Source organism: Aeromicrobium sp. A1-2 (assembly GCF_003443875.1).
In the GTDB taxonomy this organism is placed as follows: domain Bacteria; phylum Actinomycetota; class Actinomycetes; order Propionibacteriales; family Nocardioidaceae; genus Aeromicrobium.
In genome coordinates this window covers 1,390,473-1,404,945 of sequence record NZ_CP027482.1, presented here as the reverse complement: position 1 = coordinate 1,404,945, position 14,473 = coordinate 1,390,473, and the positions used below count along the sequence as shown (strand labels likewise).

The window sequence follows — 14,473 nt, the reverse complement described above, 5'->3', positions numbered from 1 at the left end:
GCTACACCAGGTTCAGGAACTCGTCGAACACCCGGGAGCCGAACTCCAACGCTTCCACCGGCACGCGCTCGTCGACGCCGTGGAACAACGCCGTGAAGTCCAGGTCGGCCGGCAACCGCAACGGGGTGAACCCGTAGGACGTGATGCCGAGCTTGTGCCAGGCCTTGGCGTCGGTGCCGCCGGACATCAGGAACGGCGCAATGTGAGCCTCGGGGTCCTGACTGTGCAGCGCAACCGTCATGTGGTCGACCAGATCGCCCTCGAAGCCGTACTCCAGGGCGGCGTCGGAGATGTACGGCTCGACCGTGACGTGATCGCCGACGACCTCCTGGACCGTCGGCAGGAACGTGTCGGCATGGCCGGGCAGGTAGCGGCCGTCGACGTATGCGATGGCCTCACCGGGCACGACATTGTGCTTGTAGCCCGCCTCCAGCATCGTCGCGTTGGTCGTGTTGCGGATGCCCGCGCCGATCATCCGGACTGCAGGGCCGAACTGCTCGAGCAGCTCATCGGGCGATCCGTCCGTGCCGGAGAGCTCGCGCACCTTCGAGAGCAGGAGCTGCATCGACGGCCCGGGCTCGGGCGGCCACGTGTGCTCCCCGAGCGCAGCCAGAGCGCGAGCCAGGTGGGTCACGGCGTTGTCGTCGTTGCGCATCGAGCCATGACCGGCCGTGCCGTGGGCCCGCAGTCGCATCCACGCGATGCCCTTTTCGCCGGACTCGATGAGATACAGCCTCTTGCCGCCGACCTCGGTGGAAAATCCGCCGACCTCGCCGATCGCCTCGGTGCACCCTTCGAACAGATCGGGATGATGCTCCACGAGCCAGTGCGCACCAAGCCGGCCACCTGCCTCCTCGTCGGCGGTGAAGACCAGCGTGATCGGCCGGTCCGGGATGACTCCCGCACGCTGGCGGGCCCGGACGACCGACAGCAGCATGGCGTCGAAATCCTTCATGTCGACTGCGCCGCGGCCGAACAGGTAGCCGTCGACAACCTCGGCCGCGAACGGGTCGACCCGCCAGTCCGATGCCTGTGCCGGCACGACGTCGAGATGGCCGTGGATCAGCAGCCCTGGCTTCGGCGAGTCCTGGTTGCCCCACCGCGCCACGACGCTCGCCCGACCGGTCACCGATTCGAAGATCTGTGACTCGATGCCGACCTCGGCGAGCGAGCTGGCGACGTACTCCGCGGCCTTGCGCTCCCCCGGGCCCGAGTCATCACCGTAGTTCGACGTGTCGATCCGGATCAGATCACGGCAGATGTCGAGTGCTTCAGCTTCCGGCGAGTACCCCATGCGCCGATCGTACGTGTGGCACCGCTGCGCACAAGCCCAAGGACCGACCTACCAGCCGGATCAGGCCAGCAGTCCGTCGATGACCCGGGAGAAGAGCTTGGTGCTCGAGGCGCGGGTGAGCCCGTCGAGCATCCGTGGCGTGCCGCGCACGTGGATGTCCTCGCGCCACGTCACCCGACTGCCGTCGTCGGTTGCCTCGACACTCAGCTCCGCCCAGCCCGTCACGACCCGGCCGCGCTTGACCAACCGGCAGAACGACGGCTCGCGGGACTCCACGACGTCCATCGGGTCGTCAAAACCGATCCTGCCGAGCCCAGTTCTCGCCACGAATCCGAGGTCGGTCCGGCTGATCCGGGTGAGCGGCACGAACTCGCCGTGTCGTTCCCAGTCGGTGAGCCGGTCCCACGACTCCTGGGCTGTCAGGGGCACCTCGCGCACGATCTCGATCAGGGTCACGGCATCATCGTAGGCATGCCCACCATGCCGTTCACCTCGATCGCCGACGTCAAGGTCAAGCTCGCCTCCGCGGGCTACCTCGCATCCGACGCCGTCGCGACCACCGTCTTCCTGGCCAGCGAGCTCGGCAAACCACTGCTCGTGGAGGGGCCTGCCGGGGTCGGCAAGACCGCGCTGTCGACCGCCGTCGCCGAGTCCTGCGGGGCAGAGCTGGTTCGGCTGCAGTGCTACGAGGGGGTCGACGAGGCGCGGGCAATCTACGAGTGGAACCACGCCAAACAGCTTCTCCGGATCACGGCCGGCAAGGACGAGACCTGGGACGAGGCACGCAACGACATCTTCAGCGAGGAATTCCTGCTGGCCCGTCCGCTCCTGACCGCGATCCGCAACGACGGGCCGACGGTCCTGCTCATCGACGAGACCGACAAGGCCGACGTCGAGATCGAGGGCCTGCTGCTCGAGGTGCTCGGCGACTTCCAGATCACGGTGCCCGAGCTCGGCACCATCACCGCAAAGACCCGGCCGTTCGTCGTGCTGACCTCCAACGCGACCCGCGAGCTGTCCGAGGCACTTCGCCGCCGCTGCCTGTTCCTGCACATCGACTTTCCGGACGCCGAGCTCGAGCAGGAGATCGTGCGGCTCAAGGTGCCGGCTCTCGACCAGACCCTCGGTGACTCGCTGGTCCGGGTCATCAACGCCTTGCGGGCCATGCCGCTGCGCAAGGCGCCGTCGGTCTCGGAGACGATCGACTGGGCGCGCACGCTCGTCGCTCTCGGCGCCGACATCCTCGACGACGAGGTGGTCAAGGAGAGCCTCGGTGTGATCCTGAAGCACCAGGACGATCTGGAGAAGGCACGCAACCGGCTCGATCTCGACGAGGTCCTGGCCGCTCCATGACCCCTCCACCGGCCCGCACAGCCGACGCTGCTGGTCCGGCGGACTCGCAGGACGTGGCAGGACGTCTCGTCGAGTTCGTCACGGCCCTGCGCAGCAAGGGCATCCCGGCCGGCACCAGCGAGACGGTCGATGCCGCATCGGTCGTCGAGGTGCTCGGGATGAGTGACCGCGACCAGCTCCGCGAGGGTCTCGCATCGGCGCTCGTGCGTCGCGGCGGCCAGCGTGACGTCTTCGACATGACGTTCGACCTGTACTTCCCCGCTGGAGTCGGTGTCCCCCAGGCCGCTCGTGACCTCGATGAGGTGCTCGATCTCGACGATCTGCGAGACCTGCTGGCGATGGCCCTGGCCGAGAACGATCTGCGTGCCCTCGAGCAGGTCGCCGAGATCGCGGTCGACCTGCTCGGCGCTGTCGGCACGCAGGGCACACCAACCGGAGGCTGGTCGGCCTACCAGACGCTCGAGCGTCTGCGGCCCCAGACGTTGCTGGTCCAGGCGCTGGAGCAGCGTGGACAAGGTGGCGGCGGTCAGGGCCAGGGTCAGGGGCAGGGCGGGGGCCAGGCGGGCGGTGAGTTCACCCAACGGCTCGAGCGGGACGAGATCCGACAGAATATCGAGAGGTTCCGCGCGTTGGTCGCCAGCGAGGCCCGCCGTCGCACCGCCGAGCTGAGAGGTCGGGACACCGTCACCCGGCACGCCGTGCGCACCGGGACCGACCGGATCGACTTCCTCAGCGCCAACAAGCAGCAGCTCGAGGAGCTCGGCCGGACCGTGCGTCCGCTCGCGCGCAAGCTCGCGACCCGACTGTCCGCCCGGCGGCGCAAGGCCACCCGCGGCCGGATCGACATCCGTCGCACCCTGCGCAGGTCGATGTCGACCGGCGGGGTCCCGATGCACCCCGTGCATGCGAGGCCTCACCCCTCCCGTCCTGAGCTGGTCCTGCTGTGCGATGTGTCCGGATCGGTCTCTGGGTTCTCCAACTTCACGATGCACCTCGTGCAGGCCCTCAGCGGTCAGTTCAGCAAGGTCCGGGTGTTCGCATTCGTCAATGCCATGGACGAGGTGACCGCGATGGTCAAGGAGGGCGGCGACGACCTCGCGGGGCGCATCGCGCGGGAGGCGCACATCACGAAGTGGCACACCAGCAGCGACTACGGCGAGGCCTTCGCTGACTTCCACGCCGACTTCATGCGTGCGATCGGACCACGGACCGCGGTCCTGATCCTCGGCGATGCGCGCAACAACAACCAGGACCCCAACCTCGGCGCGCTCCACGACATCAGCCAACGCGCACGTCGCACGTTCTGGCTCAATCCCGAGCACGAGATGCGGTGGGGACTCGGCGACTCGGTCGCACCGACGTACGCCGAGGTCGTCGAGATGCACGAGTGCTGCAACGTCGACCAGCTGACCCGGTTCATCACACGGCTCCTGCCCGTGTGATCACGAATTGTCACAGGTCTCGCCACGGCGTGGTGGTCGGTGGACCTACCGTGGACGGGTGCATGAGCGACCGGACCGACCCAGGCGTCGACGGATCGTCTGGTCGGCCGCCTGCGCTGCGGTCGTCGCTGGGCTGCTGGCCGGCCTCGGCCCCCTGCGTCCCGGGACGTCGGCACCTGCGTGTGAGGACATCGACTACTCGGACCCGGCCCAGGGGCGGCTGACCTTCGCGGAGGACTTCGACGGCCGCGCGATCGACCGGACGAAGTGGCGAGTCCGCGATGACACCTATCTGTCGTTCGACCAGGCGCAGATTCGCACCGAGAACGTCACGGTCCACGACGGCAGCCTGGACATCGTCGGAAGGAAGCTCCCGGAGTCGCAGTGGCAGATGGCCGCCGGGTCTCGCTACACCTGGAACACGACCCGCGACTACTCGACCGGCTACGTCGACACGATCGACGAGGCCGGCTACGGCAACGCCGCAGGCGACCGGTTTGGGCAGAAGTACGGCCATTTCGAGATCAGGGCCTTGGTCCCGAGCCGCAGCACGATGTCACGCGGGGTGTGGCCCGCATTCTGGCTGCGAGCAGACCACCGGCTCGGTGAGATCGACCCGATGGAGTCCTACGGCGGTCCGACGACCCGCAGCTACGACCCGTCCAGCTCGTACTACTGGAACTCGTGGTCCGACACGAGCCAGAAGTCGACGTACGCGCACACGATGGGCCGCGCCCACGACGACGAGGCGCACGAGCCGATCTGGCAGGACTGGCACACCTACGGCGTCAACTGGTCGCCCACCTGCTTGCGGTACACCTACGACGGTCGCACCGTCGGCACCGTCCCGCTGTCGTCCAAGCCGTATTTCACCGGCGAGTCATTCGACGACACCTTCCACATCCGGCTCAACATGCAGGTGGGCTCGGACTACTGGGGCAAGGCCGACGACACCCACACCCGCCCGGAGTTCCACTACAAGGTCGACTGGGTGCGGGTGCATCAGGGCCGGGACATCTGACCTGTCAGGCGACCATGCCAGCGAGCTTGCCGGTGATGATCTCGCGGGCGTCACGCACCATGCGCTCGACCAGCGCGCCGGCTGATGGGATGTCGTCGATCAGGCCCTGGCACGTGCCGACGCTCCAGATCCCCGCCTCGGGGTCTCCCAGCTCGTAGACGGTCTTGCCACGGGCACCCGAGACCAGGTCACGGACCTGCTCGAACTGTCCGCCATCGTTGAGGATCTCCACGACCTCACGGCTGACGGTGTTGCTCGCGACACGTGCGGTGTTGCGGAGCGTACGGAAGATCAGCTCGGTGTCCCGCTCGGTCGAGTCCACGATCGACTGCTTGATGTTCCGGTGGATTGGTGACTCCTCGGTGCACATGAAGCGCGTGCCCATGTTGACGCCGTCGGCGCCGAGCGCGAGTGCTGCCACCAGACCACGCCCATCAGCGAATCCGCCGGAGGCGATCATCGGGATCGTGATGTGCTTGGCCGCCGCGGGGATCAGCACGAGTCCGGGGATGTCGTCCTCCCCCGGGTGACCCGCGCACTCGAAGCCATCGATGCTGATGCCGTCGACGCCGAGGTCCTGTGCCTTGATCGCGTGCCGGACGCTGGTGCACTTGTGCAGCACCTTGATGCCGGCGGCATGGAACTGCGGGAGGTGCGGACCGGGGTTCGAGCCGGCGGTCTCCACGATCTTGACGCCGGACTCGACGATGACCTGGCGGTACTCGTCGTACGGAGGCGGCGTGATCGACGGCAGGATCGTCAAGTTGATCCCGAACGGCTTGTCGGTGAGGTCGCGGGTGCGGGCGATCTCCTTGACCAGGTCTTCAGGGGTGGGCTGGGTCAGAGCCGTAATCATCCCGAGTGCGCCGGCGTTGGCGACTGCCGCGACGAGCTCGGCCCGGCCGACCCACTGCATGCCGCCTTGAACGATCGGGTGCTCGATCCCGAACGCTTCGGTGAACTTCGTCTTCAGTCCGGCGCTCATCGGGGTGCCATGCGGATCGCGCCATCGAGACGGATCGTCTCTCCGTTGAGCATCGGGTTGGCCACGATGTGTGCGGCGAGCGAGCCGTACTCCGCCGGTTCGCCGAGTCGGCTCGGGTGCGGCACCTGCTGGCCGAGCGAGGCCTTGGCGTCATCGGGCAGCGAGGCGAGCAGCGGCGTGTTGAACAGGCCGGGCGCGATCGTCATGACCCGGATGCCGAGCGAGGCGAGGTCACGAGCGATCGGAAGCGTCATGCCCACGATGCCGCCCTTCGAAGCGGAGTATGCCGCCTGCCCGATCTGACCGTCGAAGGCGGCGACCGAGGCGGTGTTGATGATGACACCGCGCTCCTCGCCGATCAGGTCGAGCTCGGCCATGCGGGTCGCGCCGAGGCGCAGGACGTTGAACGATCCGACCAGGTTGATCTCGATGACCCGCTTGAACGCGTCGAGCGGGAAGGGGCCTTTCTTGCCGGTCGTCTTGACGGCGTTGCCGACTCCGGCACAGTTGACCACGACCCGCAACTCGCCGAGCTCCTGGGCGACGTCGAGAGCCGCGTTGACAGCGTCCTCGTCCCGCACGTCCGCAGCGGCGAAACGCACCGAGTCACCCAGTCGGGCCGCGACCTCTTCGCCGGGCGAGCCGGGCAGGTCCACGATGACGACCTTGGCACCGTCGGCGAGCAGCGCCTCGACGGTGGCCAGTCCGAGGCCCGAGGCCCCGCCTGTCACGAGGGCTACGGAGTTCTTGACATCCATGTCTTGTCCTTCTCTGCGGCTGGGCTGGCGAACACTGCTGCACGTTATCGGTTCGGCCGGGACTGGTTTCGGAGTGGGGCGGCATCTGTCGACCGTTCTCCGTAGGATCATGCCGTGGACCGCGACCCGATGCCCTCACGCATATGAGCTGGGCGACCTGGGACCAAGCGGCGATCGCGGCTGGGTTGAGCATCGCGTGCTTCCTGGCGCTGAGCCGGCTGCGTCCGGGGCGCCTGCGCGACGCCCTGCTGCCCGCGTTCTACGAGTTCGCGTTGATCTCGGCGTTGTACTCGATCTGGCGCCTCGCCCGCGAGCTGCCGCTGACGCACACCGACGGCGCGTTGCAGCGGGCCCGCGACATCGATGACGTGCAGCAGTTCTTCCGGCTGCCGACGGAGATCTCGATGCAGCACTTCGTCGTGGATCACGACCCTCTTGGGGCTCTGGTCAACGACTACTACGCGACGCTGCACGTCCCGGCGCTGATCATCTTCATGATCTGGATGTTCGTGCGGCACCGTGATGCCTATCCACACTGGCGCAACGGCCTGGCCGGGCTGACAGCGTTCTGCCTCGTCATCCGCTTCGTCCGGGTCGCGCCACCACGATTCATCCAGGAGCTGGGATTCCTGGACCTGTCGGACAAGCACGGTTTCGACGTCTACGGCGACGTCGGCACCGGCATCTCGGACCAGTTCGCGGCCATGCCGTCGATCCACGTGGGATGGGCGGCCGTGGTCGCTCTGGGCGTCTTCGCGGTCAGCACGAGCAGATGGCGGTGGATCGTGGTGCTCCATCTGCCCATCACGATTTTCGTCGTGGCCGCGACAGGTCACCACTGGTGGCTCGACGGTTTCGTCGCGATCGGTTTGTTGTGGCTGTCGCTGCGGGCAGACAGCTATGTGCGCGCCCGGTTCGCGCGACGACGGGCACTGGTGCCGGTGTCCTGACCGGAAGCACTCTCCCCGGCTTGGGATGACGGATTCATCACCTCGGGCCCGCCAGTCAACCGCGAAAGCCACGCCTGCACCCGAATGGCACTAGAATTTGCCGGATGGACGCCGCCTCTAGACACCACGTGACACGGACCGGCGTGAGCGGCGGACCGTCCTTGGTGTTTGCGCACGGATTCGGTTGCGACCAGCACATGTGGCGTCATGTCGCGCCCGCCTTCGAGGACGAGTTCGACGTCATCTGCTTCGACCACGTCGGGGCCGGCGCCTCCGACCTCTCGGCCTACGACCCCCACCGCTACGCGGACCTATCGGCCTACGCGCACGACGTCGTCGAGCTGTGCCGCGAGCTCGACACCCGGGACACGATCTTCGTGGGTCACTCAGTCTCGGCGATGGTTGGTGTCCTGGCCGACATCTCGCAGCCAGGGCTGTTCTCCGGCCTCCTGCTCGTGGGGCCGTCGGCCTGCTACGTCGATCACCCCGAGGACGACTACGTCGGTGGGTTCAGCGAGCGGGACATTGAGGAGCTGCTGGCTGTCATCGACGACAACTACCTTGGCTGGTCCAGCACGATGGCACCGCTCATCATGGCCAACCCTGAGCAGCCCGAGCTGGGCCAGGAGCTCACCGAGAGCTTCTGCCGGACCGACCCCGAGATCGCCAGGCAGTTCGCGCGGGTGACGTTCACCTCCGACAACCGAGCCGACCTACCCCAGGTCAGCGCCCCCACGCTGGTGATGCAGTGCCGCGACGACGCGATCGCACCGCTCGGTGCGGGCCGACTGGTCCACGAGTCGATCCCGGACAGCACTTTCGTGCAGATGAACGCCACCGGCCACATCCCCCACCTCAGTGCTCCGCAGGAAACCATCGCGGCGATGACAGCCTTCCTGCATCGCGCATGACGACGCCGGAGTCCGGCTTCTCGTCGGTCACCGACGCCCAGCGGATGTACGACATGGCACCGTGCGGATATGTGACCGTTGCTTGGTCGGGGACGATCCTGGCCGTCAACCGCACGTTCTTGCAGTGGACCGGATACACCGCGGAGTCGCTTGTCGGCGTGCGGACCTTCGTCGATCTGCTGAGTCGCGCCACAGCGGTCTACAGCGAGACGCACCTGCGGCCGATGCTCCTGATGGGCAGCAGCGTGCGGGAGATCGCCCTCGAGCTAGTCTGTGCGGACGGTTCGCGGCTAGCGGTCCTCCTGAATGCCTCACTGGAGCGGGCCGACAACGGGGAGCCCGAGGTCATGCGGGTCGTCGTGTTCGACGCGAGCGAGCGACGAGCCTACGAACGGGAGCTGTTCCGCGCCAAGGAGCGGGCCGAGGCATCCGAGGCGCACGCCCGGCTGTTGGCCAGGACCCTCCAGGACACCTTGATCCCTCCTAGCCCTCCGCAGGTTCCCGGGCTGGAGATCGCCGCGGCCTACCGACCGGCAGGCGATGGCGAGGAAGTCGGTGGGGACTTCTACGAGGTTTTCCAGCGCCGCGCAGGCGAGTGGGTCGTAGTGCTCGGCGATGTGTGCGGCAAGGGAGTTGACGCCGCCGTCGTCACCGCCTTGGTCCGCTACTCGCTGCGTGCCGCCGTCGTCGAGCGCGAGTCACCCGCCGCCGCCATGGACCTGCTCAATCGGATCGTGCTTGACCACGACACGGATCGGTTCTGCACCATCGTCCTGATGTACCTGCGCCAGTCCGACCGCGGATGGGTCGCCGACGTGTGCACCGCAGGCCACCCAGCCCCTGTACTCGTGCAACCGGGCCAGGCACCGCACGCCGAGCAGGCCATCAGCTCGCTGGTCGGCGTGCTGGACGACCCGGTCTTCGTCGACGCTCACCTCGAGCTTGCGCCTGGCGATCTGCTCCTGCTCTACACCGACGGGGTGACCGAGGGGCGACGGGACACGGACTTCTTCGGCGAGGAGCGCATGCACGCGTCGATCGAAACGCATCGTGTCAGCGCTGCCGCCGTCGTCGCCGGCCTCCTCGCGGACGTCCTTGACTTCCAGCGTGGTCGCACCACCGACGACCTCGCCCTCGTGGCGCTCAAGGTTCCTGAAGGCGTGTAGATCGGGGTTTCGTCGCTCCTCCAGTTGTTCTAGCGTGATGCTGGTGAGCACCTCGCACGAGACCTTCTGGATCTGCCGGACCTGCGCCGTCGAGCACGCCGAGCGCATCGAAATGTGCGCAATCTGTGCCGACGAACGGCAGTGGGTGCCGTCCCACGGCCAGCAGTGGACCACTCTGGAGGAGCTCTCCGCCGATGGGCACCAGGCCGAGATCGCCGAGCTGGAGCCGGATCTCTTCGCCATCACGACGACACCCGGCACGGGCATCGGGCAGCAGTCCAAGCTCCTGCGCACCCCGGCCGGCAACCTGCTGTGGGATCCGGTCGGCTACGTCGACAACGACATCGCCCGACAGGTTCTGGAGCTGGGCGAGGTACGATTCGTGGTCGCGAGCCATCCGCACATGTACGGGGTACAGGTCGAGTGGAGCCGCCGGCTCGGTGGGGTGCCGGTCCTCGTCGCCGAGGCAGACCGGGAGTGGGTGGCGCGGCCCGACCCGGTCATCCGGATGTGGGCCGGCGACCAGGAGATCCTGCCGGGCGTGACGCTCAGCCAGCCCGGCGGGCACTTCGCCGGGAGTGCCGTGGCGCACTGGGCCGCGGGCGCCGACGGTCGCGGCGTCCTGCTCAGCGGCGACACGATCTTCGCCAATCCGGATCGAACATCGGTGAGCTTCATGCGGAGCTATCCCAACCGGCTGCCCTTGTCAGCAGCTGTGGTCCGCCGCATCGCGGCGCACGTCGACCGCTTCGAGTTCGACCGTCTCTACGGCAACTTCGACAACGTCATCGCGTCAGACGCCAAGCAGATCACGCTGTGGTTCGCCGAGCGCCATGCCGGCTGGGTCAACGGCGACTTCGACCACCTGACCTGAGGTCAGTCGGCGATCCTCTCCCCCAGCGCCTCGGTCAACAGCAGTACGAGTGCCTCAAGCTGCATGTCCGAGCTCGACGCGATTTCCTCGTCCGAACCGTCGAGCGCGCGTGCGGCGAGGCCGGCCTTGCTGTCGATCAGCTCGACGATCTTGGTGTCGATCGTCTGCGAGGCGATGATCCGCCAAGCGGTGACGGGCTCGGCCTGGCCGATGCGGTGGACCCGGTCGATGGCCTGTGTCTGCTCGGCATCGGTCCACGAAAGCTCGGCCAGCACGATGTTGGAGGCAACCTGGAGGTTGATGCCGACGCCAGCGGCCGTCAGGGAGCAGACCGCAACCGCGACCTCTGGGTCGTCGACGAATGCGTCGATATTGCGCTGCCTGACCGCTGTCGTCTGATCGCCCCGGATCGAGGCGTAGCGGATACCGCGAGCCTTGAAGGTCTCCTCGGCGGTGTCCATGACGTCGACATGCTTGGCGAAGAACACGACCTTGCCGACGCTGTGGGCCAGCTGGGCGGTGTAGTCGGCGGCGAGTCCTGCCTTGGCCTGGCCGATGCGGCGCATCATGCTGAATACGTTCTCGTCGGTCTTGCTCGAGGAGTCCTCGCGCTCCCACGTCGCGACCCGGCGTACGAGCTCGTGGTCGATGCCGTCAACCACAACCCCGGCTGATCGGGTCTCGAGGGCCTTGTCGTAGCGCGACACCAGTCGGCGAGCCAGCTCGCGCTCGGCCTCCCGGATGGACCGGCCGACCTCGTCATCGAGCTCGACGGGCAGGTCCGCGATGCGGCGGGCAGGGATGTCCGAAGCCACGTCGACCTTGCGACGTCGCACGATGCCCATCTCGATGACCCGGCCGCGGGCGGCCGAGTAGAAGCCGTTGTCGACCGGGGTGAGCCCGGTGTCCTCGAGCGAGTGCATGAGCTCGGCCAGCGGCTTCTTGTCGTCGATCCATCCAAGGAACTGCCAGATCGCCCGGAAGTCATCGATGTCGTTGATCAGTGGCGTGCCGGTGAGCGCCATCAACAGTGGTCGCGGCGTCCGCGCGCGGATGCGCTCGGAAAGCTGGAGCACGTGCTGGGAGCGCTGCGACTTCTTGTTCTTGATGAAGTGCGCCTCGTCGAGCACCATGCCGCGGAAGCCCAGGTCGCCCAGCCAGCCGACGTGCCGGTCGAGCACTTCATAGTTGACGATGACGATGTCGGCGAAGCCGTCGATCGCGTCACCGTTGCCGTGGATCACGGTGGCCGGACGCCCGGGTGTCCACAGCTCGGCTTCGCGGGCCCAGTTGGTCTTGACGACGTTCGGCACGACGACCAGCAGCGGATACGCGTTGGCGGCCTGCGCCGCGAGCAACGCCTCGGCGGTCTTGCCCAGGCCAGGCTCGTCGGCGAGAAGGAAGGTCCGGTGCCCGTCCTCGGCGGCCGCGACGAGCTCGGCCTGGTGTCGCATCAGGGTGAGTCCCTTCGGCACCTTGGTGTCGGCAGGCTCAGGGAGAGTCATGCAGGCCGACGATCCGCCGGCGGCCCGCTCGAACGAGGAGAACAGCGGTCCCAGCAGCTCCCAGGTCGCGAGTCGGCGCGACTGCGGTTCCCGTCGCTCCACGGCGGCGAAATCGGGCGTGAGGAATGGATTGGCGAGCTGGCGGGCCACGACGGACTTGGGCACGACCTGACGCTCGCTGGCGGGCGCGATCGTTGTCGACACGGGAGGAGCGGCGGTCGGCTTGACCTCCTCCTCGCGTCCGGCGGCCCGCATCATGTCCGACTTCAGGATCGTCGCGGCGTCGGTGACCTCGGAGTCCTCGGCGAGGAGTGACAGCAGGGAGGTGTCGCGGGCAGCAGTCTGGGCGAGGATCGTGCCGATCCCGTCAAGGCGCTTGAGCTGCTCCGCACGGTGGGACTCGGTGCTGGTGGCGTCGGCCTTGACCCGCAAGCGCTCTTCACGAGCCAGCAGCGCCACGACCTGGAACTTGGTGCGCGCTGACGGTGTCAGACGACCGCGTTGCGCGCCGGCCTCAACTTCACGAACTGCGCGCGCGAGCACCGACATGATGCCGTCGTTGCGGACCCGCCGCGGCGACGTGCGGGTGGTGCTCGACGGGCTCTGGCCTCGTTTGGCCACGTGTTCCTCCTCTGAAGTGCCCGGCACAAGGCCGAGGCGGTGCCGTGACGCCGGGCCCGGCCGACAGCCCATACGTCAATGCGCCCCCACGGAGCGGGTCCTGGAAGCCGCTCCACGACGCATGCCGTACGACCGATCGACCACCCGATCAACGCGGTGGACACACATCGCAACGCCTGCATCGCGCTCGACACCGACCTTCGGCCAGATGTCACGTCGCCTTCAGCCGAGTAGAACGCGGCCAGTCAGCGGCAGTGCAGGGGTTGGTACGTCAACCATGCTACCCCTCCCCCATGCCGTTTGGGCGCCAACGCACGGGAACGCCGGGACCTTCCGCAACGCGCGCAGGGTGTCAGTCCAGCTTGAGCTCGCTCGCAAGCGCGCCTTCCATCTGCTCCCGATCGCTGCCGCCATCGCGCTGTCGGTCGCCGCGGTCGCGATCGACCAGCACGGGGCACGCGGCGTAGCGCACGACCTGCTCGCTGACCGAGCCCAGCATGAGCCCGGTGAACCCTCCGCGGCCACGGCTGCCGACGACCAAGAGGTCGACATCGGCCGATGCCTCGAGCAGCGCGCGAGCCGGGCTTTCGTGGACCACGGTGGTCCGGATCGTGACTCCAGGGGCCGCCGCACGCGCGGATGCGACATCCCGTTCCAGCTCACTGGCGGTCGCGGCCGCGAACTCCTCGATCGGCGGCACGTATCCCGCCGACCAGCTCTCCGGACGGGGGGCGGTGCTGAGGCTCCAGGCGCGCACGACCGTCACATCCAGGCCCAGCGCCTCTGCCATCCGTACGGCGGTCCGCAGGGCGGCCTGCGAGTGCGGCGATCCGTCGTGCGCCACCAGAACACCGCCATGCACGTCGATCTTTTTCGAGACAGTCATGACCCGACGGTAGTTCCTGCTGGGACCACCCGACTACCTCAGGGGCGTGCAGCAGTGCGCAGCTCGGCAACGTCACCGCGGGCTGCGCGGGCAGACGCTCGGCCGGCCAGCTCGTCGGCCGCGACGTTGAGGGGCCACACCGACAGGTCCACCAGGTGCGCTTTGACCTTCTGGAAGAACACCGGAGCGCCTGTGTCGCGCCGCGCCTGCATCAGCGCGTAGATCGACTGGACGATCTCGAGGTTCGCGACGACCTCCTTCTTGGAGTTCTTCCACCCGTTGCGAGCCCATCCGGCAGCCCATGTCGTCGAGCAGCCGATCGTGTACGACGAGTCGGCCTGGATGACCAACGGACGGTCGGCGAAGTCCCGCAGGGCGTTCACGACCGCAAGCAGCTCACCGATGTTGTTGGTGCCCTCGAGCAGCCCACCACACGCCGAGGTTCCGTCGTCGGCCACGTACGCCCAACCGGTCGGGCCGGGATTCGTCACACACGATCCGTCGGTGCCGACGATCACCGCGCCCGCAAGTCCGGTCACGTCGGTGTGATTCCTGGCCAGTGTCACAAGCGCTCCTGATGGTCCTCGACGAGCCGCCTGCCACGACCCTCGGCACAGTGTGGCGCACGGCACCCGGGTCGGTGTGGACGGGTTCGAAGGGTTAGACAGCAGGACGGCCTGACCCTGCGTCCCGTACGTTGTTCGGCA

14 protein-coding genes are annotated in these 14,473 nt (G+C 67.6%); 7 read left to right on the top strand and 7 right to left on the bottom strand.

The window, feature by feature from the left end; translation table 11 throughout:
- Position 1: 1 nt before the first annotated feature.
- Complete coding sequence (locus C6I20_RS06835) at positions 2-1,294, bottom strand: M20/M25/M40 family metallo-hydrolase (protein ID WP_118395273.1); 1,293 nt, start codon at positions 1,292-1,294, stop codon at positions 2-4.
- A gap of 60 nt (positions 1,295-1,354) precedes the next feature.
- A complete protein-coding gene (locus C6I20_RS06830) occupies positions 1,355-1,750 on the bottom strand; it encodes an SRPBCC family protein (protein WP_118395272.1) in 396 nt (131 codons plus the stop codon).
- Positions 1,751-1,765: 15 nt separating this feature from the next.
- On the opposite strand from C6I20_RS06830, the gene C6I20_RS06825 reads away from it, so the two are divergent.
- The 3 genes from C6I20_RS06825 to C6I20_RS06815 are packed head-to-tail and all read left to right on the top strand — an operon-like array spanning position 1,766 to position 5,110.
- Positions 1,766-2,647 (top strand): MoxR family ATPase, encoded by an 882-nt coding sequence (locus C6I20_RS06825; RefSeq protein WP_216823009.1) that lies wholly within the window; start codon positions 1,766-1,768, stop codon positions 2,645-2,647.
- Positions 2,644-4,089, top strand: coding sequence for a VWA domain-containing protein (locus C6I20_RS06820; RefSeq protein WP_118395271.1), 1,446 nt, complete (start codon positions 2,644-2,646; stop codon positions 4,087-4,089). The genes C6I20_RS06825 and C6I20_RS06820 overlap by 4 nt, the downstream gene beginning before the upstream one ends.
- Before the next feature lie 58 nt (positions 4,090-4,147).
- Positions 4,148-5,110, top strand: a complete 963-nt coding sequence (locus C6I20_RS06815; RefSeq protein WP_118395270.1) for a family 16 glycosylhydrolase — start codon at positions 4,148-4,150, stop codon at positions 5,108-5,110.
- 4 nt (positions 5,111-5,114) lie between these two features.
- Here the strand turns inward: C6I20_RS06815 and C6I20_RS06810 are convergent, their stop codons facing one another.
- Both C6I20_RS06810 and C6I20_RS06805 read right to left on the bottom strand, forming a co-directional pair.
- Positions 5,115-6,095, bottom strand: a complete 981-nt coding sequence (locus tag C6I20_RS06810; RefSeq protein ID WP_118395269.1) for a nitronate monooxygenase family protein — start codon at positions 6,093-6,095, stop codon at positions 5,115-5,117.
- Positions 6,092-6,853, bottom strand: coding sequence for a 3-hydroxyacyl-CoA dehydrogenase (locus C6I20_RS06805; RefSeq protein ID WP_118395268.1), 762 nt, complete (start codon positions 6,851-6,853; stop codon positions 6,092-6,094). Before C6I20_RS06805 ends, C6I20_RS06810 begins: the two co-directional genes overlap by 4 nt.
- Positions 6,854-6,996: 143 nt before the next feature.
- Here C6I20_RS06805 and C6I20_RS06800 point away from each other — a divergent pair, with 143 nt between their 5' ends.
- The 4 genes from C6I20_RS06800 (at position 6,997) to C6I20_RS06785 (ending at position 10,754) form a co-directional block, all read left to right on the top strand.
- Positions 6,997-7,803 (top strand): phosphatase PAP2 family protein, encoded by an 807-nt coding sequence (locus C6I20_RS06800; protein WP_118395267.1) that lies wholly within the window; start codon positions 6,997-6,999, stop codon positions 7,801-7,803.
- A gap of 104 nt (positions 7,804-7,907) precedes the next feature.
- A complete protein-coding gene (locus C6I20_RS06795; RefSeq protein ID WP_118395266.1) occupies positions 7,908-8,714 on the top strand; it encodes an alpha/beta fold hydrolase in 807 nt (268 codons plus the stop codon).
- Positions 8,711-9,880 (top strand): PP2C family protein-serine/threonine phosphatase, encoded by a 1,170-nt coding sequence (locus tag C6I20_RS06790; RefSeq protein ID WP_118395265.1) that lies wholly within the window; start codon positions 8,711-8,713, stop codon positions 9,878-9,880. The genes C6I20_RS06795 and C6I20_RS06790 overlap by 4 nt, the downstream gene beginning before the upstream one ends.
- Before the next feature lie 43 nt (positions 9,881-9,923).
- A complete protein-coding gene (locus tag C6I20_RS06785) occupies positions 9,924-10,754 on the top strand; it encodes an MBL fold metallo-hydrolase (RefSeq protein WP_254052278.1) in 831 nt (276 codons plus the stop codon).
- A 2-nt stretch (positions 10,755-10,756) separates the two neighbouring features.
- Here C6I20_RS06785 and C6I20_RS06780 read toward each other — a convergent pair whose 3' ends face one another.
- From C6I20_RS06780 to C6I20_RS17040, 3 genes are all read right to left on the bottom strand, one after another.
- Complete coding sequence (locus C6I20_RS06780; RefSeq protein ID WP_254052277.1) at positions 10,757-12,880, bottom strand: DEAD/DEAH box helicase; 2,124 nt, start codon at positions 12,878-12,880, stop codon at positions 10,757-10,759.
- 352 nt (positions 12,881-13,232) lie between these two features.
- The gene (locus tag C6I20_RS06775; RefSeq protein WP_118395263.1) at positions 13,233-13,766 is read right to left on the bottom strand and encodes a universal stress protein; all 534 of its coding nucleotides are present in this window, start codon (positions 13,764-13,766) and stop codon (positions 13,233-13,235) included.
- A gap of 38 nt (positions 13,767-13,804) precedes the next feature.
- Positions 13,805-14,332 carry a ribonuclease H gene (locus C6I20_RS17040; protein ID WP_162891172.1) on the bottom strand — a complete coding sequence of 176 codons (528 nt, stop codon included), beginning with the start codon at positions 14,330-14,332 and terminating at the stop codon, positions 13,805-13,807.
- Positions 14,333-14,473 lie beyond the last annotated feature (141 nt).